Origin of the sequence: Taylorella asinigenitalis MCE3, assembly GCF_000226625.1 — a bacterium.
GTDB lineage: Bacteria > Pseudomonadota > Gammaproteobacteria > Burkholderiales > Burkholderiaceae_B > Taylorella > Taylorella asinigenitalis.
Map to the genome: position 1 here is coordinate 249,102 of NC_016043.1, position 22,016 is coordinate 271,117.

The 22,016-nt window shown below is 41.9% G+C and carries 21 protein-coding genes, 3 tRNA genes, 1 rRNA gene and 1 pseudogene; 20 read left to right on the forward strand and 6 right to left on the reverse strand.

Translation table 11 applies throughout. The features are described from left to right. Nucleotides 1–38: 38 nt before the first annotated feature. The 4 genes from ubiE to TASI_RS01230 are packed head-to-tail and all read left to right on the forward strand — an operon-like array spanning nucleotide 39 to nucleotide 3,538. Complete coding sequence (gene ubiE, locus TASI_RS01215; RefSeq protein ID WP_014110936.1) at nucleotides 39–797, forward strand: bifunctional demethylmenaquinone methyltransferase/2-methoxy-6-polyprenyl-1,4-benzoquinol methylase UbiE; 759 nt, start codon at nucleotides 39–41, stop codon at nucleotides 795–797. After that, the gene (locus TASI_RS01220) at nucleotides 794–1,519 is read left to right on the forward strand and encodes a hypothetical protein (protein ID WP_014110937.1); all 726 of its coding nucleotides are present in this window, start codon (nucleotides 794–796) and stop codon (nucleotides 1,517–1,519) included. Before ubiE ends, TASI_RS01220 begins: the two co-directional genes overlap by 4 nt. Next, on the forward strand, nucleotides 1,519–3,057 hold the full coding sequence (ubiB, locus tag TASI_RS01225; protein WP_044977894.1) for a ubiquinone biosynthesis regulatory protein kinase UbiB: 1,539 nt from the start codon (nucleotides 1,519–1,521) through the stop codon (nucleotides 3,055–3,057). Before TASI_RS01220 ends, ubiB begins: the two co-directional genes overlap by 1 nt. A gap of 1 nt (nucleotide 3,058) precedes the next feature. After that, on the forward strand, nucleotides 3,059–3,538 hold the full coding sequence (locus TASI_RS01230; protein WP_014110939.1) for an adenylyltransferase/cytidyltransferase family protein: 480 nt from the start codon (nucleotides 3,059–3,061) through the stop codon (nucleotides 3,536–3,538). On the opposite strand, the gene TASI_RS01235 is transcribed toward TASI_RS01230, so the two are convergent. Together TASI_RS01235 and thiD are read right to left on the reverse strand one after the other, a co-directional pair. Beyond that, nucleotides 3,535–4,218, reverse strand: coding sequence for a protein-L-isoaspartate O-methyltransferase family protein (locus TASI_RS01235; RefSeq protein WP_014110940.1), 684 nt, complete (start codon nucleotides 4,216–4,218; stop codon nucleotides 3,535–3,537). The genes TASI_RS01230 and TASI_RS01235 overlap by 4 nt on opposite strands. Nucleotides 4,219–4,245: 27 nt before the next feature. Then, entirely contained in the window at nucleotides 4,246–5,055 is an 810-nt protein-coding gene (thiD, locus tag TASI_RS01240; protein WP_014110941.1) for a bifunctional hydroxymethylpyrimidine kinase/phosphomethylpyrimidine kinase, read from the reverse strand. Between the two features lie 95 nt (nucleotides 5,056–5,150). On the opposite strand from thiD, the gene ppk2 reads away from it, so the two are divergent. The 6 genes from ppk2 to TASI_RS01270 all read left to right on the forward strand — a co-directional run bounded on the left by ppk2 (nucleotide 5,151) and on the right by TASI_RS01270 (nucleotide 10,572). Beyond that, entirely contained in the window at nucleotides 5,151–6,374 is a 1,224-nt protein-coding gene (gene ppk2 / locus TASI_RS01245) for a polyphosphate kinase 2 (protein ID WP_014110942.1), read from the forward strand. A gap of 72 nt (nucleotides 6,375–6,446) precedes the next feature. Then, nucleotides 6,447–7,814 (forward strand): glutathione-disulfide reductase, encoded by a 1,368-nt coding sequence (gene gorA, locus TASI_RS01250; RefSeq protein WP_014110943.1) that lies wholly within the window; start codon nucleotides 6,447–6,449, stop codon nucleotides 7,812–7,814. Nucleotides 7,815–7,822: 8 nt separating this feature from the next. Then, the gene (locus tag TASI_RS01255) at nucleotides 7,823–8,830 is read left to right on the forward strand and encodes an asparaginase (protein ID WP_014110944.1); all 1,008 of its coding nucleotides are present in this window, start codon (nucleotides 7,823–7,825) and stop codon (nucleotides 8,828–8,830) included. A gap of 3 nt (nucleotides 8,831–8,833) precedes the next feature. Continuing rightward, nucleotides 8,834–9,502 (forward strand): 7-cyano-7-deazaguanine synthase QueC, encoded by a 669-nt coding sequence (queC, locus tag TASI_RS01260; protein WP_014110945.1) that lies wholly within the window; start codon nucleotides 8,834–8,836, stop codon nucleotides 9,500–9,502. Continuing rightward, nucleotides 9,480–9,911 (forward strand): 6-carboxytetrahydropterin synthase QueD, encoded by a 432-nt coding sequence (gene queD / locus TASI_RS01265; RefSeq protein ID WP_014110946.1) that lies wholly within the window; start codon nucleotides 9,480–9,482, stop codon nucleotides 9,909–9,911. Before queC ends, queD begins: the two co-directional genes overlap by 23 nt. After that, on the forward strand, nucleotides 9,898–10,572 hold the full coding sequence (locus TASI_RS01270) for a 7-carboxy-7-deazaguanine synthase QueE (protein ID WP_014110947.1): 675 nt from the start codon (nucleotides 9,898–9,900) through the stop codon (nucleotides 10,570–10,572). The genes queD and TASI_RS01270 overlap by 14 nt, the downstream gene beginning before the upstream one ends. 105 nt (nucleotides 10,573–10,677) lie before the next feature. On the opposite strand, the pseudogene TASI_RS07970 reads toward TASI_RS01270, so the two are convergent. Beyond that, nucleotides 10,678–10,850 (reverse strand): annotated as a pseudogene (locus TASI_RS07970) (YqaE/Pmp3 family membrane protein); the annotation flags it as partial. A gap of 103 nt (nucleotides 10,851–10,953) precedes the next feature. On the opposite strand from TASI_RS07970, the gene TASI_RS01280 reads away from it, so the two are divergent. Then, complete coding sequence (locus tag TASI_RS01280; RefSeq protein ID WP_014110949.1) at nucleotides 10,954–11,562, forward strand: nitroreductase family protein; 609 nt, start codon at nucleotides 10,954–10,956, stop codon at nucleotides 11,560–11,562. 11 nt (nucleotides 11,563–11,573) lie between these two features. Here TASI_RS01280 and TASI_RS01285 read toward each other — a convergent pair. Continuing rightward, nucleotides 11,574–11,649 (reverse strand) — tRNA-Phe (locus TASI_RS01285). 159 nt (nucleotides 11,650–11,808) lie between these two features. Between TASI_RS01285 and hemA the strand changes: the two genes are divergently transcribed. The 5 genes from hemA to TASI_RS01310 are packed head-to-tail and all read left to right on the forward strand — an operon-like array spanning nucleotide 11,809 to nucleotide 15,992. Further along, nucleotides 11,809–13,068 carry a glutamyl-tRNA reductase gene (hemA, locus tag TASI_RS01290; protein WP_044977897.1) on the forward strand — a complete coding sequence of 420 codons (1,260 nt, stop codon included), beginning with the start codon at nucleotides 11,809–11,811 and terminating at the stop codon, nucleotides 13,066–13,068. A gap of 22 nt (nucleotides 13,069–13,090) precedes the next feature. Then, nucleotides 13,091–14,170 (forward strand): peptide chain release factor 1, encoded by a 1,080-nt coding sequence (gene prfA, locus TASI_RS01295; protein ID WP_028884647.1) that lies wholly within the window; start codon nucleotides 13,091–13,093, stop codon nucleotides 14,168–14,170. Then, nucleotides 14,170–15,033, forward strand: a complete 864-nt coding sequence (prmC, locus tag TASI_RS01300) for a peptide chain release factor N(5)-glutamine methyltransferase (protein WP_014110952.1) — start codon at nucleotides 14,170–14,172, stop codon at nucleotides 15,031–15,033. Before prfA ends, prmC begins: the two co-directional genes overlap by 1 nt. A 43-nt stretch (nucleotides 15,034–15,076) precedes the next feature. Further along, entirely contained in the window at nucleotides 15,077–15,406 is a 330-nt protein-coding gene (gene grxD / locus TASI_RS01305; protein WP_014110953.1) for a Grx4 family monothiol glutaredoxin, read from the forward strand. Beyond that, entirely contained in the window at nucleotides 15,399–15,992 is a 594-nt protein-coding gene (locus tag TASI_RS01310; protein ID WP_014110954.1) for a UbiX family flavin prenyltransferase, read from the forward strand. The genes grxD and TASI_RS01310 overlap by 8 nt, the downstream gene beginning before the upstream one ends. On the opposite strand, the gene TASI_RS01315 is transcribed toward TASI_RS01310, so the two are convergent. Then, on the reverse strand, nucleotides 15,973–16,737 hold the full coding sequence (locus TASI_RS01315) for an EI24 domain-containing protein (protein WP_014110955.1): 765 nt from the start codon (nucleotides 16,735–16,737) through the stop codon (nucleotides 15,973–15,975). The genes TASI_RS01310 and TASI_RS01315 overlap by 20 nt on opposite strands. Before the next feature lie 78 nt (nucleotides 16,738–16,815). Continuing rightward, nucleotides 16,816–18,321 carry a DASS family sodium-coupled anion symporter gene (locus TASI_RS01320; RefSeq protein ID WP_014110956.1) on the reverse strand — a complete coding sequence of 502 codons (1,506 nt, stop codon included), beginning with the start codon at nucleotides 18,319–18,321 and terminating at the stop codon, nucleotides 16,816–16,818. A 137-nt stretch (nucleotides 18,322–18,458) separates the two neighbouring features. Between TASI_RS01320 and TASI_RS01325 the strand changes: the two genes are divergently transcribed. The 4 genes from TASI_RS01325 to TASI_RS01340 all read left to right on the forward strand — a co-directional run bounded on the left by TASI_RS01325 (nucleotide 18,459) and on the right by TASI_RS01340 (nucleotide 21,882). Continuing rightward, on the forward strand, nucleotides 18,459–19,595 hold the full coding sequence (locus TASI_RS01325; protein ID WP_014110957.1) for an NAD(P)/FAD-dependent oxidoreductase: 1,137 nt from the start codon (nucleotides 18,459–18,461) through the stop codon (nucleotides 19,593–19,595). Nucleotides 19,596–20,061: 466 nt separating this feature from the next. Next, nucleotides 20,062–21,605 (forward strand): 16S ribosomal RNA (locus TASI_RS01330). Nucleotides 21,606–21,680: 75 nt separating this feature from the next. Then, nucleotides 21,681–21,757 (forward strand) — tRNA-Ile (locus tag TASI_RS01335). Between the two features lie 49 nt (nucleotides 21,758–21,806). Next, nucleotides 21,807–21,882 (forward strand) — tRNA-Ala (locus TASI_RS01340). The last annotated feature ends 134 nt before the right edge of the window (nucleotides 21,883–22,016 follow it).

Below are 22,016 nucleotides of genomic sequence, written 5' to 3' on the forward strand. Positions count from 1 at the left end.
ATATGTCATGTTTGTGACATTATTCTTTTTTGATTCATATGCAAAACCAAATTCCCCCAGATGAAAGCAAAAAAACCCATTTTGGCTTTCAAACAGTAGACGAAGATAAAAAAGCGGAAAAAGTCGCTGATGTATTTCATTCTGTAGCAAAACGATATGACATTATGAATGACTTTATGTCAGTAGGTCTTCATAGAGCATGGAAGTTGTTCACCATAGGAAAAGCCAATGTGCAAAAAGGCATGAAGGTGCTTGATGTAGCTGCAGGTTCAGGAGATTTGACTATCGCCTTTGCAAAAAAGGTGGGCAAAGAAGGGGAAGTCTGGCACACAGATATAAATTACTCGATGTTAAGTGTGGGACGAGACCGTCTAATCGATAATGGGTTCAATATTCCTAGTGTTGTATGTGATGCGGAAGCATTGCCATTTAAAGATAATTACTTTGATGTTGTGACTGTTGCTTTCGGTTTGAGGAATATGACTCATAAAGATAAGGCAATTGCTGAAATGTTTCGTGTTCTTAAGCCAGGCGGTAAATTGCTTATTCTTGAGTTTTCAAAAATTTATCAACCACTTGAAAAAGCATATGATTGGTATTCGTTCAATATATTGCCTTGGCTGGGCAAGAACATTGCCAAAGATGAAGACAGTTATAGATATTTAGCGGAGTCTATTCGCATGCATCCAGATCAGGAAACTTTAGCTCAGATGATGCGGGGCGTGGGGTTCGAGATGGTTGATTATCATAATCTTAGTATGGGTATAGTCGCACTTCATGAGGGTTTCAAGCTATGAGTTTACTGACAGATTTACTAAATGGGGTAGGCGGCTTATTAGAGCAAGCCACACGTGCATCAAGTTCAAGCGGAATTGGTGCCTTAGTCTCAAAAATAAATCCCATTAAATTAGGCGTTCTGCTCCTTAACTCTGCAATTGTTAAAAATCCACAAATCAAAGGTCAGCTCGATCAATACTCTGGGAAAATTTTGTGTGTTCGAATACTAAATAAAATCCATTATTTTAGAGTCATGGGTGGTACGGGTCTTGAGTATATAGATGGTGCTCAAGCTTATGAACCGAACGTTACTTTAACATTGGATAATAGTGTTTTATTTAAAATTCCTTCATTACTAGCTGATGGAATTTCTATTGATGACTTGACGGAACTTATGCATATTGAGGGGGAAGCAGGTTTAGCAAAAACATTGGCAGAATTGGTGGTCCTACTTAAAGAGAGTGGTGTGGCTGAGTTAAGCAATACTATTGGTCCTCTAGCGGCAGGTACTATTTTTGAGGGTCTAAGAAAAAGTAAAGAGCTTTCATCATCAATTTCTAATAAAGGTTTTGAGCGAGCAAGGGAATTTATGTCTAAAGACTTTCATGTAACTGTTACTAGAAATGAGTTTTTAGAACTTAAATACGATATTCAAGATTTAGATCACCGTCTTGATAAATTAAATTGGAAACTTAAGACGGCGAATTCTGTAGTTGAAGATGCTGTAATGCTAGGTGAATAATGAGGCTATTTCGCTTACTACGTATAGGTTTTGTAGGTTGGAAGTATAGTCTTGATGAACTCGTCTTGGAGAGGATGAGAAATCCTTATGCAACTACTTTTCTTAATCTAACTCGCTTTGGTCGCAACCCAACCAAATCTAGAGGGGTGCGCTTGCGTGAGGCTCTAGAGGAACTAGGTCCAATATTTATTAAATTTGGTCAAGTACTCTCTACTCGCAGAGATATAGTACCTCAGGATATAGCCGACGAGCTTCAGTTATTGCAGGATCGAGTCCCTCCATTTCCATCAAAAGAAGCGGTATCTATTATTGAATCGACTTTTGGAAAATCTGTCGATGAACTATTCGCAACTTTTAATAAAGAACCGTGTGCCTCAGCCTCTGTTGCTCAAGTGCATGAAGCGACTTTGCATAATGGAAGACGTGTAGCCGTAAAAATTTTAAGACCTGAAATGCAAAAAGTAATCGAAAAAGATTTGCTTTTATTGCATAGTTTTGCTGGATTTATTCAAAGATTCGTACCCGATGGAAAGCGTTTAAAGCCTAAAGAAGTTATAGCCGAGTTTGATCAATATCTTCATGATGAGCTCGATCTACAAATTGAGGCAGCTAATTGCAGTCAACTAAGAAGAAATTTTAAGAAAAAAGGTCGAGAAAATTTATTGCTTATACCTGAAGTGCATTGGGACTATTCTAATTCAAAAGTTTTCACTATGGATTGGATGGAAGGGATTCCGATAGCTCAAATTGACTCTGTAATTGAGGCAGGTGTTGATATTAAAAAACTTGCACGTATGGGTGTAGAAATCTTTTTTATGCAAGTTTTTGAAGACGGATTTTTCCATGCGGATATGCATCCAGGAAATATTTTTATTTCCGTAAATCCACAAACTTTTGGTCAGTATGTCGCACTGGATTTTGGTATTGTAGGCTCCCTCTCTGACTTTGATAAGAATTATTTAGCTCAAAATTTTCTTGCATTTTTCCAAAGAGACTATCGAAGAGTTGCGCAGTTACACATTGAGTCCCAATGGGTGCCGCCAAATACCCGAGAAGAACAATTGGAAGCAGCCATTCGTACAGTTTGTGAGCCTTATTTTGATAGACCTATAAGTGAAATAAGTTTAGGAAATGTTTTAAAAAGATTATTTCAAATCTCAAAACGTTTTCATGTATCTATTCAACCGCAGCTAGTCTTGCTTCAGAAGACTTTGCTTAATGTAGAGGGCATGGGTCGCGAACTTGATCCAGATTTGGATTTATGGTCTACGGCAAAGCCTTTCCTTGAGAGGTGGATGATAAATAGGGTGGGGCCTAAGAGATTTGTTGAGCAACTCAAACATGAATCTTCTCAATGGGCTGATATGCTACCGCAAATCCCAAGACTTGTTTATCAAAACTTAGAGCGTCAAGATAGAACAAAAGATCTTTTAGAAAAAATAGATAAGCTTAATGAGCAACAGGACTTGAATTCAAAATCAATAATCTTCGTCTTGATACTTATGCTTATTATGTTCATCTTATTTATCATCTATTGATATGGTTGGATACGAAGCGAAGATATTGCCACCAAAAGAATTGCAATTAAGGCTTAAATACGAGTCGAATATTGTATTTACCAATGGTGTATTCGATATTTTGCACCGTGGGCATGTAACATATTTAGCACATACCAAGGAGCGATTTGGCGGCAAACTTGTGGTCGCACTAAACACGGATAACTCGGTGAAGCTCTTAAATAAAGGGGATGCGAGGCCCTACAATAATTTGCAAGATAGAATGGCAGTGGTGGCTGCTTTAGAGAGTGTGGATTATGTTACTTATTTTGATGAATCCACTCCATATGAATTGATAGAGCTTTTAAAGCCTCAAACGATAGTAAAAGGCGGTGATTATGATATGTCTAAGTTGCCCGAGAGTGAGTTAGTTAAATCGTGGGGCGGTCAGGCGATTGCTGTTCCATTTGAACATAATCGCTCGACCACTAAGCTAGTAGAGAAAATCAGAAACTCTAATTAAAAGGTGAAATTTGATTCGACAAAAGCGGCTCCGTGCAGCTTATCGATTAAAGTTTCTGTCAGTGTTTGCTCTTCAAATTCCGAAGCACTTAGACGAGTAATCAACTTCATTTCAATAACAGGTGGTGTCCCAACAAATGCAACGAGACGGCCTCCAACAGAGAGCTGATATTTAAAAGCATCAGGAAGTTTTGGGCATGATCCTGTAATTGCAATAGCATTATATTCGCGTGAACCCCATCCAGCAGATGCATCCCCGACTTGCACACGAACATTACTAATATGATTTCGTGCAAGATTTTCCATAGCAAAATTTGCGATATTAGGATTGATTTCAACAGTCTCAACTTCAGAACAAAGTCTGCTAAGAAGAGCCGCTTGAAAACCGCTACCTGTCCCAATTTCAAGACAAGTGTCTGTAGGCAAAAGAGCTAGCGATTCTGCAATTCTCGCTTCAGTGATGGGAGTGAGCATATTTTCGCCTGAGGGTTCTCCGTTGATTACAATAGGAATCGACGTATCAGAATATGCCACAGTGTCAAATTCAGGTGCGACAAAGGCCTCACGTGATAGACCCAAAAGAGCGTTGAGCACACGTTCATCCAACACGCCAGCAGGCCTAATTTGCTGTTGGATCATATTGATGCGACTTTTCTCGAGTAGTGAATTTAAGCTTGACATAGAACACCTTTAAATTGAGAACACATTTTACCAAACATTGTAGAAATGATGTATGGGCCCATGACCATTGCCCACTGTCAATAAGCCCGCATTTTCTATAGCTTCATGTACATAATCTATGGCAATGCGCGTCGCTTTCGGAACGTCTTCGTATTTAGTTTGCAAAGCACATATCGCAGATGAAAGCGAGCACCCCGTGCCGTGCGTGTTCTTTGTTTCATGTTTGGCATTCACATGTTCTATCATCTTATCGCCATTAAAAAGCAAATCAACCGTCTCAGAGCCGCTTGAATGGCCGCCCTTGAGCAATACCCAACTCTCGCGTGATTGGTTCATTAGTTTATGCAATCGTTCAGTTGCCTTATATGCTTCTTGTATGGTGGCAATGCTCATGCTTTCCAACAACTCAGATGCTTCCGGCAAATTCGGTGTAATCATCTGTGCAAATGGAATAAGTTCTTCTCTAAGAGATTTAATAGCAGAGTCCTCTAATAATTTATCGCCGCTTTTTGCAACCATAACGGTATCGAGAACGATAAATGGTGGTTTATGTTTTTCAAGACCATCTGCTACAGTTCTTATGGTTACTGCATCACCAAGCATGCCGATTTTTACGCCATCAATTCGTACATCTTCAAAAAGTGTATCTATTTGAAGTTTTATAAATTCCTTATCTATAGGTTTTACGCCCGATACTCTTTGAGTATTTTGAGCTGTTAGGGCGGCAATGATACCGCATGCATATGTGCCTAAAGCAGACATTACTTTTATATCTGCTAGTACTCCAGCTCCACCCGATGGGTCAACGCCAGCAATTGTTAATGTATTTTTAATCATGGTTTAGTTAGGATAATTTAGTGATTTAATAATATTGTAAAGGCTTCAAGTAGTAAAATATCGAATGTTACATTTTCAGATTACGGGAGCCCCATATGGTCGCTAAGAAACCCTCTAGCGCAACTAAAAGGACTACAAAAAAGTCTACTGCAAAATCATCAACTACTGCTAAAAGAAAGACTTCAACTAAATCATCATCAAAACCCTCTTCTACAACTGCACGTAAAGCTATAGAAGGAGATACAGTAGTTGGTTCTACTCAAGCTGGCACTCGTAGAAATGTAGTATCTCATAAGGTTCAATCAAAAGCGGAGCTTCAAGCGGCTAATTTAGCACGTGAACTCTCTCATGCAGAAACATCAGTTGATAGACATGAAAGAGCAAATGCACTTTTAGAAATATTGTCACCTGATGATAGGAATGCACTTCTTAAAGTGTTGCGTGAGGAAAAACGTAGGCTTGAAACAACTAGTAAAACCAATCCTGACTTAGAATTGGTTGATGATTGGCAAAAAGAAGGCGTCTATCCATACAAATATTTGATGAGTCGCCGCAATTATGAGTTCCAAAAATATAATCTTCAGGTTGAATTATTAAAACTTCAGCAATGGGTTCAAGACTCTGGTGCTAGGGTAGTTATTATTTTTGAAGGACGAGATGCGGCTGGTAAGGGTGGTACTATTAAGAGATTTATGGAGCACTTAAATCCTCGTTATGCACGCATCGTGGCTCTTCAAAAACCAACTGAGCGCGAAAGAGGTCAGTGGTATTTTCAAAGATATGTAGAGAATCTTCCTACAAAAGGTGAGATAGTTTTATTTGACCGCTCTTGGTATAACCGTGCAGGTGTGGAGCGAGTAATGGGCTTCTGTACTGATGCTGAATATCAGGAATTTATGCGTCAAGCTCCTGAATTTGAACGTATTCTTGTTCGCAGTGGCATAACGCTTATTAAATTTTGGTTCTCTGTAAGTCGTGATGAGCAACGTCGTCGATTCCGTGAGCGTCAGCACCACCCATTAAAAAGATGGAAATTATCGCCTATTGATCTTGCATCCTTAGATAAATGGGATGATTACACAAAAGCAAAAGAAGCGATGTTCTTTTATACGGATACAAGCGATGCTCCTTGGACTGTGGTTAAATCAAATTGTAAAAAACGTGCACGTTTAAATGCTATGCGTTATGTTTTAAATAAATTTAACTACAACAATAAGGATATGGAAGCTATCGGAAAAATAGACCCACTTATTGTTGGTCGCTCAAATGTTGTTTATGAATCTGGTGAGGAATTCATAACTCATATGACTAAGAAATAGATATAGCTTGCTTATCAAGCAAAACGGCAATACTTAGTATAATGAGTATTGTCGTTTTTTTTGGAAGTTTTTATGCATTCTTATGATTATGATTTGTTCGTAATAGGTGCTGGTAGTGGAGGCGTTCGTGCTTCTAGAATGGCTGCTAGTGCTGGTGCTAGGGTGGCTGTGGCTGAAGATGCCCCACTTGGTGGAACATGCGTAAATGTAGGTTGTGTACCAAAAAAACTCTATAAATATGCTTCTGAATTTTCAGGCGAGTTTGAAGCATCCAAGGGATACGGATGGTCTCTTGAAGGGGTTTCTTTTGATTGGGAAATATTAAAAGCTAATCGTGCAAAAGAAATAACTCGTTTAAATGGAATTTACCAAAATATATTAGAAAAACCAGGTGTTCAAATTATTCGCGGTCATGCGAACTTAGTAGATGAACATACTGTGGAAGTAGACGGGAAGCAGTACACAACAAAATACATACTTATTGCCACAGGTGGGTGGCCTGTTATACCTCAATTTGAGGGTGCAGATTTGACAGTAAATTCAAATCAAATTTTCGACCTTGAAACATTGCCAAAGAAAATATTAATTGTTGGCGGAGGTTTTATCGCATGTGAATTTGCATCTATATTTAATGGCCTTGGAGTAGATGTTAGACAAATAGTTCGCTCGAAAATATTAAAAGATTTTGATGCCCCAAGTATCGAATTTTTGAAGGAAGAGCTTATTAAAAGCGGTATCAATATATCTGAAGCCGTAAATATTAAAGCTGTTAAAAAAAATCCTGAGGGTTCAGAATATAAGCTTACCGCTGAACTCGACACTAATGAGACTTTGCAAGTAGATGAAGTTTTACTGGCCTTAGGGCGCAAACCTAAAATTGATGGTTTGAATTTAGGGAAAGTAGGTGTCCAAATTAAGGATTCTGGACATATCAAAGTAGATGAAAATTCACAAACCTCAGTTGCATCTATTTATGCAATAGGTGATGTTGTAGGACGTATGGACTTGACTCCTGTTGCGATAGCCGAGGCTATGGCTTTTGTAAGCCATGTTTTTGGAGATGGCAGTCGTAAAATGTCATATGAAAATGTGCCATTTGCAGTATTCACTAAGCCAACGATGGGGACGGTGGGGCTTACGGAACAAGAGGCTCGAGAAAAATATGCAGATGATATAGTAATTTTCGAATCTAACTTTAAGGCCATGAAACATACATTATCTGGTTTGGATGAGCGTACACTGATGCGATTAATCGTTCAAAATTCAACGGATAAAGTATTGGGGGTGCATATGGTCGGAGACTATGCCCCTGAGATTATTCAAGGCTTTGGCGTTGCCTTAAAAGCAGGTGCGACTAAGGCACAGTTTGATGCTACTATCGGTATCCATCCAACATCTGCTGAAGAATTCGTTACTATGCGTTCACCAAAATCAAATTAGGAATTGATATGACTATTATTTCATCGACCGTTGCTGTAGGAACTTTAGGGGGAACTATCACAATGACTAGTTCCGATAAGTTGGCGGGCATTGAGTCGACACTTGGAGCAGAGGAATTGTTAGAAGCTGTTCCAGGTTTGAAAGATATGTCACTTGATATATGGCACAAGACCATTGCCAACGTAGCGAGTGGGTCTTTGAGTTTTGATTTGCTATTTACGGCATTGGCTTGGGCTAAGCAACAGGTAGAGCGTGGTGCTCAGGGTATTGTCCTTGTGCAAGGGACGGATACGCTTGAGGAGACATCATACTTACTTGACCTATATTGGCCATATGCAGTGCCTTTGGTATTGACAGGGGCTATGCGACATCCTGAAGTCGCAGGTGCGGACGGGGCCTCTAATTTACTAAACGCAATTAAGGTAGCGGTTGATATAAGATCTAGAGGGCATGGGGTGTTTGTAGTTATGAACGATGAGGTTCATCAAGCTCGATATGTGATGAAAACTCACGCAAATGCGGTAAATGCTTTTGAATCACCGCAGGTTGGTCCGATTGGTGTGATTTTGGAAAATCAATTTATTCTAAGAAGGCAGGCCAATGAGCGATTGTTATTTCCAGTTCCAGAAGATACGAGCCCTTGCGTTTTGCTCCTTGAGTCTACTCTTAATGAGTCCGAGGAAATATATGATTGGATTTTGCATTCATCCTATAAGGGACTTGTGATTGCTGGATTTGGGGCGGGGCATGTTCCCGGAAACATTGCCAAAAAACTTGTACCTATTATTGAAAATATGCCTGTAATGATATGCACTCGTACGGGACGGGGCTCAACTACATATAAAACATATGCGTATGAGGGTAGTGAAATTGACCTTCAACGCAAGGGTGCGTTAATGGGGGGATTTATTTGCCCTCGAAAAGCTCGTTTGCTACTGACTGCTATGCTTTGGTCAAAAATGGATAAAACTAAGATAGCTGAACATCTTCGCAATTACAGCAAGGATTCTAACTAAAGCATGGAAAATAAGGCTTTAGTTATTTTTTCGGGCGGTCAAGACTCGACGACTTGTTTGCTTCAAGCGATTGAAAAATACGGTGTCTCAAATGTAGAGACCATTACTTTTTTATATGGGCAACGACACGATATTGAGCTTCAGAAAGCTCGTGAAATTGTGACTGAACTTGGTGTGAAGCAAACTATTCTGGACCTTAGTGTGATCAAGGGCATTACATCTAATGCTTTAATGGAAGAGGGTGCAGAGATAGGCCAAAACGAAGATGGTTTGCCAAATACATTCGTGGATGGCCGCAATGCTTTGTTTATTTTGTATGCCTGTATATATGCCAAATCTCAGGGTATTCGCAATATTGTGATTGGAGTTTGCGAGACTGACTTTAGTGGATATCCCGATTGTCGCGATATCTTTGTGAAATCGATGAATGTTAGTATGAATTTGGCTATGAATTTTGACTTTGTCATTCATACTCCTCTTATGTGGCTCACTAAAGCTCAAACATGGGAGCTGGCCGATAAGTTGGGATATTTGGAATTTGTTCGAAATCGCACGCATACTTGTTATGAAGGTGTTGAGGGTGGATGCGGTAAATGTCCTAGCTGCATTCTTCGCAATCGTGGTCTTGAGGAATACTTAGCTTCTAAAGATGAAAGTAGTAAAAACGTTTAATTTTGATATTGCCCACTTGCTTGATGGTCATGATGGTAAATGCAAAAATTTACATGGGCATACCTATAGGCTTGAAGTAGAAGTGACGGGTCCAGTAATTACAGAGGGGCCGAAGATGGGCATGGTTATTGATTTTGCTGATCTTAAATCGATTGTGGAAGAGCTTGTTATTGAACCTATGGACCATGCGTTTTTATATGATTCTACAAATGATAGAGAGTCTGAGATTGCGAAATTGTTAGATGGGTGGAAGATGAAGACGTACGCATTTGCACATAGAACAACTGCAGAAAATATCTCGAGCCATATCTTAACTAAATTGCGCTCCAGAATTGAAGGCGTATCTAGAGTGCGTTTGTGGGAGACGCCCTCATCATATAGCGAATGCATTTTTAATGAAGACTATTAATATTAAGTCACTGTCCGATGCCTCGGACGAACCACAATTTCGCATAGTTGAGATATTTAAAAGCCTTCAGGGCGAGGGGTATAACACAGGAATGCCCTCGGTTTTTGTACGGCTTGGTCGATGTAATTTATCATGCGAGTGGTGTGATACAAATTACGAAGAATTTGAGTATAAGCCATTGTCAAGGGTGCTCGCAGCTGTTGGGGCATTTGATGTGCGAAATATAATTCTGACTGGTGGAGAGCCTTCGGTTCATCCGCGGGTTGAGGAATTGGTGGCGGCGTTTAAGGCACGGGGCTACTTTATGTGTATCGAAAGTAATGGGCTTGCGAGAGTGCCGGTCGGAATCGATTTCATTGCCATCAGTCCGAAGTATTGCTATAAGGAACGCTACGAGCAGGCTGTTGGGTTTGATGTGGATGAGTTGCGTATCGTTGTCGATAGTGTGGCAATGCTCTCGCATTCCATCGATGATTTTATGTCTTGGGCTGAAGCTATGGCTTCGAAGTTTCCCGCTAAGCACAGATTTCTGTCACCGCTTGAGCTTGAAGGTCAGATGAATATTCTTCAAACAATCGAAACTATTGGGAAATTAAATGCTAAGGGAAAGCAGAGATGGGCTCTTAGCCTGCAAACTCATAAGCTTGCAGGCATCGAGTAGTTAGTTAATTATGCGACCTGACCCTTCAAAGACATCTGCGTCTTTTGCATCAAAAGGGTTTTTGGCTTTAGCCTGTGATTGAGCCTGAGCTTGCATACGGGCAAGTTCTTTAAATCTTTGCTCTTGATTGTGTTCAGATAGTGCATAAACGGCCCATATTGCGGCTGGAATCCATCCAATTATGGTAATCATCAGAAAAAGGTTAGTATCCCTAGTCCTGGTCTACCAATTGTAAAAAATAAAATTGGCGGAAAGAAAATAGCTAGAAATAAACGCATAACATCTCCCAAAGAAAATAGACATTAATGTAACCAAATATTTCGCTGCATCTATTATTATATATAGTTATTAAAACTAAAAAATCAATAAAAGGAGAACTAAGTGTCTAGTTTTTACGAGTTACAAAAAAAGCGTCGCTCTATATATGCACTAGGGAAAAATGTTGATATTTCTAAAGAAGAAATCACAGATTTAATCAAAAATGTTGTAAATGAATCTCCTACAGCCTACAACTCAATGTCTAATAGAATAGTGATTTTGTGGGGCGAAGAACATAACAAATTATGGGAGCTTGTAAAAGCCTCAATTAAGGCAGTTGTTAGTGAAGAAGATTATCCAAGTTCAGAGCAGAAAATTAATTGTGCATTTCAATCGGGAATTGGAACTATCCTATTTTATGAGGATAGCAAAACAATAGAAGAATTGAAGAAAAAATTCCCTTTATATGCAGAAAGCTTTCCTAAATATGCTCAACAAAGCAATGGAATGTCCCAATATGCCGTATGGACCGCGCTGGCAGAGAAAGGTATTGGAGCTTCGCTTCAACACTATAACGAACTAATAGAGGATAAACTGCGTGAGATTTTTAATATTCCAAGCGAGTGGATATTGATTTCACAAATGCCTTTTGGATCTAAAGAGGCTGCACCAAATGAGAAAAATTATTTATCTGACGATGAGAGATTTAAAGTATTGGGGTTAGATGGATAGGGTTTTTATTTTGGTGGTTTGGGGCGGAATCGAACCGCCGACACGCGGATTTTCAATCCGCTGCTCTACCAACTGAGCTACCGAACCATATTTGACTGTAAGCTGTATATCATACTTAAAAACTAATAATTTGTGAAGTAAAAATAGAAAGTTTTCAAAAATAAGTTATGGTCTGACACGAAATTGTATTATTTCAGCATTTAAAACCCTATAATATGTAATTGATTTGAAGACCCATTGAATCTAATGACTAGTGTATTTACATTTGGACTTAACCATCATTCTGCACCAGTAGATGTGCGAGAAAGGGTTTCTATGTCTGGTGATCTGGTACGTCCTGCATTAGATGGTTTAAGAGCCTGTTTTAACGGCCGCGTGAAAGAAGCGGCCATTTTATCAACCTGTAACCGCACAGAAATTTATGTTGCAGCTCAGCCTGATGCTGCTGAACATATAGGTCAGTGGATGGCTGATTTTAATTCGCTCGACTCTTCTGTTATTTCTCCACACCTTTATGAATACTCTCAGGATATGGCTGTGCGACACGCTTTTCGTGTAGCTTCTGGTCTTGATTCAATGGTGCTTGGTGAAGCTCAAATACTGGGTCAGATGAAAAATGCTGTCCGTGCAGCATCTGAAGCAGGTGCTCTTGGTACTATGCTCAATCAATTATTCCAAAAAACATTTTCAGTAGCTAAAGAAGTTCGTTCCAACACTGCTATTGGTCAAGAATCTGTATCTATGGCTGCTGCGGCCGTACGAATGTCCGAAAGGGTGTTCGGTGATTTGGATAATTCTAAAGTTTTATTTGTGGGTGCAGGTGAGATGATTGAGTTGTGTGTTACTCATTTTGCAGCTCATAATCCTAAGCAAATTGTTATTGCGAATCGCACTATTGAACGCGGTGAAGCACTTGCATCAAGGTTCCGTGCAGACGTGATTAAGCTAGCGGAACTGCCAGAGCGTATTCATGAATTTGATGTAGTTGTATCCTGTACGGCGTCAACATTGCCAATTTTAGGGTTAGGAATGATTCAAAGTGCCCTCAAGCATAGACGATTCCAACCTATGGTTATGGTTGATCTTGCGGTGCCGCGTGATATCGAGCCAGAAGTTGGACGACTTGGAGAGGTGTATCTTTATACCGTAGATGATTTAGGTCGTATGGTACAGATGGGTAACGATATGCGTAAAGCCGCTGTTGTAGAGGCTGAACAAATTATCGATTCAAGTGTAAGCAATTTTATGAATTGGCTTAAAACTAGAGAAGTCGTTCCTGTAATTCAATCTCTTAATAATTCTGCTCAAACACTTGCTCAAATTGAACTCGATAAAGCTCGCAAACTTTTAGCTAAGGGTGTGAGTCCAGAAGAGGCTTTAGAGCGACTTGCTCAAGGCCTAACTCAAAAATATATGCATGCACCTATGCGTGCTCTTAATAAATCTCAAAATGAAGAAAGAGAGCAAATTCTCGACGTTCTTCCTAAGCTATTTCCTACTCATTAGCTAATTCTTTTTCCTTTTTATTATGAAAGATTCTATGCGCTCCAGATTGGAGCAGTTAAGTCAAAGACTTGTTGAAGTTGATGCCCTATTGGCAGAACCCGATGTTGCGAACGATATGGATCGCTTCCGTAAGCTCTCACGCGAAAGAAGTGAGATTGACCCAGTAGTGGCTCTGTTTAAGGAGTTTGAAGCGGCTGAGAGTGATCTAGAAGCTGCAGTAGAAATGATGTCCGATCCTGAACTCAAAGAGATGGGTGAAGAGGAGATGAAGGCTACAAAAGAGAGACTGGAGCAGCTAGAAGAGAAGCTGCAGTTGGAATTATTGCCTAAGGATCCAGATGATGCACGAAGTGTGTTCCTAGAAATTCGTGCTGGCACGGGTGGAGATGAAAGTGCCATATTCTCAGGCGATCTATTTCGCATGTATAGCCGCTATGCAGAGCAAAAGGGGTGGAGAGTTGAACTTATGTCGGAGAATCCATCGGAACTAGGGGGCTATCGCGAGGTCATTGCCAGAATAGAAGGGGATGGGGTCTACGGACAACTTAAATATGAATCAGGAGCTCATCGTGTGCAACGCGTTCCAGAAACTGAATCGCAAGGCCGTGTCCATACGTCTGCTTGTACTGTGGCCGTTATGCCAGAAGCCGATGAATTGGCGGAAGTAGTTTTAAATCCAGCTGATTTGCGTATCGATACGTTTCGTGCGAGTGGTGCGGGTGGTCAGCATATTAATAAAACCGACTCCGCCGTTCGCATTACGCATATTCCAACGGGCATTGTTGCGGAGTGTCAGGACGATAGGTCGCAACATAAAAACAAAGCTCGTGCCATGAGCGTTTTAGCGGCTCGTATCAATGATATTCAACGTCAGGAGCAGCAAAGTAAGGAAGCGGCAGAGCGCAAAAGTCTGGTAGGTACTGGCGATCGTTCGGAGAGGATTCGCACGTACAATTATCCGCAAGGCCGCGTTACCGATCATCGCATTAATCTTACGCTTTATAAGTTGCCACAAATAATGGAAGGCTCGCTAGATGAGCTAACTAATGCCTTGATTAGCGAAAGGCAAGCGGAATTGCTTGCGGCTTTAGGCGACGAATAATGTCAAGAGTCTCTATCGCAGCGGCTCTTCGGGAATGCAAGCTCGATAGATTGGAGGCCCAGCTATTGTTGGGGCATGTCTTGGGTGTCGATCGCGTTTGGCTTCTAACGCACGATGATGAGGTGCTTTCTGATGAGCAGCGGCTTCAGTTTGAGAGCCTTGCAGATAGGCGAAATGCGGGCGAGCCCATTGCCTACATACTTGGGGTGCGTGAGTTTATGGGCCTTGAGTTTGAGGTAAATCCTAGTGTCTTGATTCCGCGTCCTGATACGGAAATTTTGGTCGAGTTGGGTTTGTCTTTTTTGCACGAGCGCTCACGCTCACAATCACGATCACGCTCACGAGAACCTGCGAGGCCCGCTCGGGTGCTTGATCTTGGGACGGGTAGTGGTGCTATTGCCATCTCGATTGCACGGTATTGCGATTCGTGCGAAGTATATGCGACAGATGTGTCGGATGCGGCTTTGCAGACGGCCGCTCGGAATGCTCAAAAGCACGGAGTTGCGGTGCAGTTTTATGCGGGGTCGTGGTGGGAGGCATTGCCACCTGAGATAGGGGCGTTCGATTTAGTGCTGTCGAATCCGCCATATATTCGTGCAGATGATAAGCACTTGAGTTGCGGAGATGTGCGGTTCGAGCCATTGTCCGCTCTTGTCGGTGGCAATGACGGCGTGAACGCATACCGTGATATTGTTTCTCGTTCTCGCGAATTTATGCGATCTGGGGCGATGCTTGCGTTTGAGCATGGGTGGGACCAGGGTGAAGTTGTGAGAGAGATTATGGGGCGGGGGCATTGCCACAAGATAGAAACGCATAGGGACTTAGCAGGGCATGACAGGGTCACTTGTGGGGTTATAACGTGAAGCCTGAATTTTGTAGGTACAATTAGGAAAAATGGAGATTTAGATGAGCGAAATTCAAGAATATATTAAAAAAATCTTAAGCGAAAATCCTGTCATTCTTTTTATGAAAGGGACGGCAAATGCCCCGCAGTGCGGCTTTTCGATGAGGGCGGTCGAGGCTTTGCGTGAGGTAGGCGTGAAGAAACTTGCGACCGTAAATGTGCTTGATGATCAGGAAGTGCGTGAGGGCATTAAACAATACGCAAACTGGCCTACTATTCCGCAACTTTATGTGAACGGCGAATTTATCGGCGGCTGCGATATTATCCTTGAGATGGCTGAGAGCGGCGAACTTAAGGAAGTGCTTGAGCCTACAGGCGTTTTGAATGACTAAGAGATTGGTTGTCGGAGTCACGGGGGCGACTGGTGCTATATACGCTCTTAGGCTCTTGGATAGGGTGCGCTCGATCAGAGATGTGCAAGACGTGGAAGACGTGGAAGACGTGGAGACGCATCTTATTGTGTCGCCAGCTGGCTTGATTACGATAAAGCACGAGCTTGGTATGGATCGCAAGGAGTTTTGTGAGCATGCGGATTATACGCACGGATACAGGGATGTGTCGGATATGCTTGCAAGCGGCTCAGCGGCTAGTATTGGGATGGTTGTTCTGCCATGCACGATGCATACCTTAGCTTCGTGTGCACATGGGCTGGCCGATAATTTGCTATCGAGAGCGGCTGATGTGCATCTGAAAGAGCGACGCCGATTAGTGCTTGCGGTAAGAGAGACTCCTTTAAATCTCGCTCATTTGAGAAATATGACGGCCGTTACAGAAATGGGGGGCGTGATTTTCCCGACATTGCCAGCGTTCTATCAAAAACCGCAAAGCATCGACGAGATAGTCGATCATTCTGTAGACCGCATACTAGCACTTTTTGGATTTGATTTGCCCGAAACTTCTACTTGGCAGGGACTGTAGTCAATTCGCGTCCATCTTTACGGATTTTATCGAGTAATGCTAAGCCGTAGTGTGTGCAGGAGATAATAGAATACACGGGCATGATTAGGCCTAATAATGGAATTAAAGACAGCAAAGCACATATAAATCCAATAATCCAAAAGCCACTTTTATAATTTGAAACTACATATTTTCTCTCTTCTGGAGTTGCATGCTCAACGATGGCATCCACTTTGGTCATATTTGCGTATGCATAGCTAATCCAAAATAGGGATAGTACGATGGAGAGCCCAGGTATCAACCAAAGTGGCAATGTTATAAGCCATCCTAAAGCGAAGATTACTGTCACTTTAATTGAATTCAATATACTGATTCCAGTAGCATATTTACCATCACGAGTAAGGTAGGGATAATGATTTTTGCTAATAAGATTTACGGCAAGCGGGGTCACTAAAATACCTGCTATTACAAGCCCAATAATTAAGCTCAACACAATAACGCAAATTAAAGTGATTATCCAAGCAAAAAACTCTCCGAAGCCACCAGCATTAAGTCCCACATCATTCAAGAGTATGCCAATTTGATTTAAGATCCACCAATCACTTGTAGATGTAATAAGCCATGAACTTATATCCGACCATATGAAAATACAAAATATAACGAAGGCTGCGACACTGGCAATTAATGGCAGAAACGCAGCAAATATCATTTTTGGGTGAAACATGGTTTCAAAACCATTTTTGAGAGCTCTAAAAATTTCAAACATAATCAATCCATAAAAAAGAGCCTAATGCAGAATACATCAGGCTCTTAGATAAGCGAGTTTGTTAGATAATCCTAAGTATTATTTTAGATGACCTAACCAATCCCAGTAAGTTCCTGCAAATAGAACCATCAGTAAGTAACCAATTATAGTAATAGTGATACCAACTTTTGCGAATTGTTTTGCATTAAATGTGTCTGTACCTAAACATACCATATTTTGTGGAGCGTTTACAGGAAGTATGAAACCATAAGAAATTACAAAACCTAGTATCATGGTCATACCTAGACGATCCACAGATCCATCTGGCATAGTTTTTAGGATAGAAATCACAATAGGAATCATTGAAGATGAAAGTGCAGTTGCACTAGCAAAACCTAAGTGAATAATAATTAAGAACGCAGCTAGGATTGCAAAAATCATCAATGGTCCAAGAGTATCCAATCCTGTCCAAACCACGATTTGATTACCTAACCATTCACCTGCACCAGATTTAAGAATAGAGCTACCTAAACTGATACCAGTACCGAATACAATCAAGGTACCCCATGGTGTGCGTTTTTGCATTTCTTTCCAATTGATTACACCGATTTTAGGAATCAATAGAACACCTAGGGCTACGATTGTTGTAGCTGCAGTACTGTAGTTATGCAATTTACCTTCAGTAGCCCAAAATCCAATTAGGATAGTGGAAACAATCAAAAGTCGAAGTTGATCGGAAGTCATAGGACCGATTTCATCTAGCTGCTTACGAACAGATTGTTTACCGCCTTCTAGTTTTTTAACTTCAGGACGGAAGAAGGTTAGAACTACAAAGTAAAGTACAAATGACATGATAATTGACCATGGCAATGCAGCAATTAACCAATCAATCCATGCTACACGTTCGCCTAGCAACTCAGTCATAAAGCCTACAGTAATTAAGTTTTGTGCTGCGGCTGTTTGAATACCTACGTTCCAGATACTGATACACTCAGCCACCAGAATCATAAGCCCTACAGCAAGTTTAGATTTATTTTCCACACCAAATGCAGCAACCATACCCATAGCGATTGGAATCATCGCTGCGGCACGTGCAGTAGCAGAAGGTACAACTAAAGATAGAATGATAGTTACAAGAATCATTCCGAAGAAAATGGATTTTGTACTTGTACCCACAAGATTCATGGTATTAAGGGCGATACGTTTATCTAAGCCTGTATACGTCATGCAAGCTGCGATAAATAATGCCGCTGCTACTAATGCAAGTCCAGAGCTACTAAAACCAGCTAAGGCCATAGTCAAGGCACTTTTAACGCCCCATTCCACTGTCGGGTCCTTGAGTGAAGGAGATAAACCCACAAGGAATATAATAAGCCCCATAATAATAATTGAGCTTGCCTCATAAGATACGGCTTCAGAAACCCACACGATAATAGCAAATACCAAAATCGCTAACATGCGGTGACCTGCTGGTGAAAGTCCTTCAGGCGTAGGCAGTAGCAGAATACCGATTAGTGCGGCGAATCCAATAAATAAGAATAAGGGGAATTTTTCGGGGCCAAAAAACGATCGTTTTTGGTGAGATTGGACGTTATTAGTATCCATATTTAACTCCAATGATTAACATGCGTTATCAGTATAAATCTAAAAAATGACAAATAGGTAAAACCCTAATATTTTTTGATTTACATTAAGTTAAAAATATAAGATTTGGGTGGCAATGTACTTCGGTTTTACACATTATGAATATTCTAGTGATTGGTGGTGGAGTAATCGCAGTAACTGAATACGGACCCATTGCCACCCCAGAGCTTATTCGAAGCATACCCTCTCTTTTAATTAGCAAAAATACGCCTATAACATTGCGGGCCACCTATTTGCCGCAAATGCTGCCTTGGCTTATAAAGTTTGCAAAATCCGCAAATAAAAAGCAGGTCGCTCATGCATGCGAAGCATTGAATGCATTGTTGCTAGCGGCCGCAGAAGCACACTATAAAATTGCACAGGCTGCGGGTGTGCAAGGTATGATTGAGCCCAATGGATGGTACAAAGCATTTGAGACGGATACGGGCTATGCCGCTGCTAGAGCGGGTTTTGAGATGGCCGCAAATTATGGCATCGAATATGAATATTTGTCGCAAGACGAATTTTACGCACGCGAGCCGAATTTGATTTCTGGAGGAATGCGCTTCAAGCACGCCGTTTATTCGCCCCAGTGCCCACAAATTCGCAATCCTGGCCGATATGTCGAGCTTTTAGGTGAATATTTTCTTAAGCAGGGCGGTAGATTGGAGATAGCTGAAATAAGTAAGCTTGTGATGAACGATGGCGTGATTACGCATGCTTTGAGTGGAACGCATATGATAGATGCGGATGCATTTGTGATTGCTGCAGGTGCGTGGTCTAGGAGATTGGTGGCTGAATGTGGGTCTAATATTCCACTTGACACTGAGCGCGGGTATCATATGGAGATAGAGGCGGATGCTTCGAAACTCGCTTCAGCACCTATTCTTTGGGGTGAGCGCTCTATCGTGATGTCTCCGAGAGATGACTCTTTGCGTGTGACGAGTAGTGTGGAGTTCGCTGGGCTTCACGCAAAGCCTCACTATGTTCTTGTGACGAAGCACGAATCTGCGGTGCGCTCGCTTTATGGCGAGAATTTGGGGCAGATGCAGAGTAAATGGCTTGGATTTAGGCCTTCCATGCCTGATTCGCTTCCCGTGATTAGCAAATCCAAGGCCGATAATGCTTTTTTGGCTTTTGGTCATGGTCATCTTGGTCTGACGCTTGGCCCTATTACTGGCCTTTTGATTGCAGATCTTCTCTGTGGCAATGCCCCCTCATTCGACCTTTCTCCTTTTTCCGCAAACAGATTTTGATTCATTCGTGAGGCTTGCGGTGCTTCGGGTGTGTGATGCGAGGCGTTGAAATATGCATAAACGCAACATGATTTGGAGCTTAAATTAGGGTTAACGCTAAAAAGATTTGACAAAGACTTTAAGTTTTATGTATATTAATAATCTTTCACTTTTCCCACATTTTACGAATTTATTACATATGAATTTTGTGTGTGGGTGGTAGTGAAAAAAATGTTCTTTAAAAATTAATACAGCCGATAAGTGTGGGTACTTGATTTTGTTAAATGTTAGGTTTTAATACATCAAGTCTTACGCTTATAAATGTGAAGAGAAAAAGAGAGTAGATAAGAGCAAGAGAGATTTTTACTTATGACCAATAATAAAAAGAGAGTGGTTTATAGTTGAAGTCTTAATTGAGAAGTTAATTCTTTTTTTTTGAAGTTTTAAGCAATAAAAGTAAGCGATAAATATAGATATAGCAGGAATTGAACTGAAGAGTTTGATCCTGGCTCAGATTGAACGCTAGCGGAATGCCTTACACATGCAAGTCGAACGGCAGCATAGGGAAGCTTGCTTTCCTGATGGCGAGTGGCGAACGGGTGAGTAAAGTATCGGAACGTGCCCAGTAGCGGGGGATAACTACGCGAAAGCGTAGCTAATACCGCATACGCCCTGAGGGGGAAAGAGGGGGATCAGCGATGACCTTTTACTATTGGAGCGGCCGATATCGGATTAGTTAGTTGGTGGGGTAAAGGCCTACCAAGGCATCGATCCGTAGCTGGTTTGAGAGGACGACCAGCCACACTGGGACTGAGACACGGCCCAGACTCCTACGGGAGGCAGCAGTGGGGAATTTTGGACAATGGGGGCAACCCTGATCCAGCCATTCCGCGTGTGCGATTGAAGGCCTTCGGGTTGTAAAGCACTTTTGTCAGGGAAGAAAAGTTTTAGGATAATACCCTAGGATGCTGACGGTACCTGAAGAATAAGCACCGGCAAACTACGTGCCAGCAGCCGCGGTAATACGTAGGGTGCGAGCGTTAATCGGAATTACTGGGCGTAAAGCGTGCGCAGGCGGTTCGGAAAGAGAGATGTGAAATCCCAGGGCTCAACCTTGGAACTGCATTTTTAACTGCCGAGCTAGAGTATGTTAGAGGGGGGTAGAATTCCACGTGTAGCAGTGAAATGCGTAGAGATGTGGAGGAATACCGATGGCGAAGGCAGCCCCCTGGGATAATACTGACGCTCATGCACGAAAGCGTGGGGAGCAAACAGGATTAGATACCCTGGTAGTCCACGCCCTAAACGATGTCAACTAGCTGTTGGGACCTTAAATGGTTTTGGTAGCGAAGCCAACGCGTGAAGTTGACCGCCTGGGGAGTACGGTCGCAAGATTAAAACTCAAAGGAATTGACGGGGACCCGCACAAGCGGTGGATGATGTGGATTAATTCGATGCAACGCGAAAAACCTTACCTACCCTTGACATGTTTGGAATCCTGAAGAGATTTAGGAGTGCTCGCAAGAGAACCGAAACACAGGTGCTGCATGGCTGTCGTCAGCTCGTGTCGTGAGATGTTGGGTTAAGTCCCGCAACGAGCGCAACCCTTGTCATTAGTTGCTACGTAAAAGGGCACTCTAATGAGACTGCCGGTGATAAACCGGAGGAAGGTGGGGATGACGTCAAGTCCTCATGGCCCTTATGGGTAGGGCTTCACACGTCATACAATGGTCAGGACAGAGGGATGCGAAGCCGCGAGGTGGAGCTAATCTCACAAACCTGGTCGTAGTCCGGATTGCAGGCTGCAACTCGCCTGCATGAAGTCGGAATCGCTAGTAATCGCGGATCAGCATGTCGCGGTGAATACGTTCCCGGGTCTTGTACACACCGCCCGTCACACCATGGGAGTGGGTTTTACCAGAAGTAGTTAGTCTAACCGCAAGGGGGGCGATTACCACGGTAGGATTCATGACTGGGGTGAAGTCGTAACAAGGTAGCCGTAGCGGAAGCTGTGGCTGGATCACCTCCTTTAAGAGAAAAAGAGAACCAAAAATTTGGCATATTTTTAAGTATCCACGCTTATCGGCTGTTGAACAGTTCATTTATGGGTCAGTAGCTCAGTCGGTTAGAGCACCGTCTTGATAAGGCGGGGGTCGCTGGTTCGATTCCAGCTTGACCCACCATAGAGATGCTCTATAAAGAAAGAAAGAGAGAGTATGAAAAAAAGAATGTGGGGGATTAGCTCAGTTGGGAGAGCGCCTGCTTTGCACGCAGGAGGCCGTCGGTTCGATCCCGTCATCCTCCACCACCCATGATTTGAAGCGGTATTCTTTAAGTGGTTTAATTTTTAAGCCTAAGCCTCTGAGAATGGATTTTAGGGTATTTTATTAATAGCTCTTTTTTAAAAAGAAAGAAAGAGTGAATTAATAAAGTATCTTTTTT

Excerpts from the sequence above, each read along its gene's own strand:
- TASI_RS01235 (WP_014110940.1), bottom strand. The coding sequence starts at position 4,218 with ATGTCAAGCTTAAATTCACTACTCGAGAAAAGTCGCATCAATATGATC.
- TASI_RS01325 (WP_014110957.1), top strand. The coding sequence starts at position 18,459 with ATGAATATTCTAGTGATTGGTGGTGGAGTAATCGCAGTAACTGAATAC.
- TASI_RS01310 (WP_014110954.1), top strand. The coding sequence starts at position 15,399 with ATGACTAAGAGATTGGTTGTCGGAGTCACGGGGGCGACTGGTGCTATA.
- queC (WP_014110945.1), top strand. The coding sequence starts at position 8,834 with ATGGAAAATAAGGCTTTAGTTATTTTTTCGGGCGGTCAAGACTCGACG.
- grxD (WP_014110953.1), top strand. The coding sequence starts at position 15,077 with ATGAGCGAAATTCAAGAATATATTAAAAAAATCTTAAGCGAAAATCCT.
- TASI_RS01320 (WP_014110956.1), bottom strand. The coding sequence starts at position 18,321 with ATGGATACTAATAACGTCCAATCTCACCAAAAACGATCGTTTTTTGGC.
- ubiB (WP_044977894.1), top strand. The coding sequence starts at position 1,519 with ATGAGGCTATTTCGCTTACTACGTATAGGTTTTGTAGGTTGGAAGTAT.
- ppk2 (WP_014110942.1), top strand. The coding sequence starts at position 5,151 with ATGGTCGCTAAGAAACCCTCTAGCGCAACTAAAAGGACTACAAAAAAG.
- hemA (WP_044977897.1), top strand. The coding sequence starts at position 11,809 with ATGACTAGTGTATTTACATTTGGACTTAACCATCATTCTGCACCAGTA.
- TASI_RS01255 (WP_014110944.1), top strand. The coding sequence starts at position 7,823 with ATGACTATTATTTCATCGACCGTTGCTGTAGGAACTTTAGGGGGAACT.
- TASI_RS01270 (WP_014110947.1), top strand. The coding sequence starts at position 9,898 with ATGAAGACTATTAATATTAAGTCACTGTCCGATGCCTCGGACGAACCA.
- prfA (WP_028884647.1), top strand. The coding sequence starts at position 13,091 with ATGAAAGATTCTATGCGCTCCAGATTGGAGCAGTTAAGTCAAAGACTT.
- prmC (WP_014110952.1), top strand. The coding sequence starts at position 14,170 with ATGTCAAGAGTCTCTATCGCAGCGGCTCTTCGGGAATGCAAGCTCGAT.
- ubiE (WP_014110936.1), top strand. The coding sequence starts at position 39 with ATGCAAAACCAAATTCCCCCAGATGAAAGCAAAAAAACCCATTTTGGC.
- queD (WP_014110946.1), top strand. The coding sequence starts at position 9,480 with ATGAAAGTAGTAAAAACGTTTAATTTTGATATTGCCCACTTGCTTGAT.
- TASI_RS01230 (WP_014110939.1), top strand. The coding sequence starts at position 3,059 with ATGGTTGGATACGAAGCGAAGATATTGCCACCAAAAGAATTGCAATTA.
- gorA (WP_014110943.1), top strand. The coding sequence starts at position 6,447 with ATGCATTCTTATGATTATGATTTGTTCGTAATAGGTGCTGGTAGTGGA.
- TASI_RS01220 (WP_014110937.1), top strand. The coding sequence starts at position 794 with ATGAGTTTACTGACAGATTTACTAAATGGGGTAGGCGGCTTATTAGAG.
- TASI_RS01315 (WP_014110955.1), bottom strand. The coding sequence starts at position 16,737 with ATGTTTGAAATTTTTAGAGCTCTCAAAAATGGTTTTGAAACCATGTTT.
- thiD (WP_014110941.1), bottom strand. The coding sequence starts at position 5,055 with ATGATTAAAAATACATTAACAATTGCTGGCGTTGACCCATCGGGTGGA.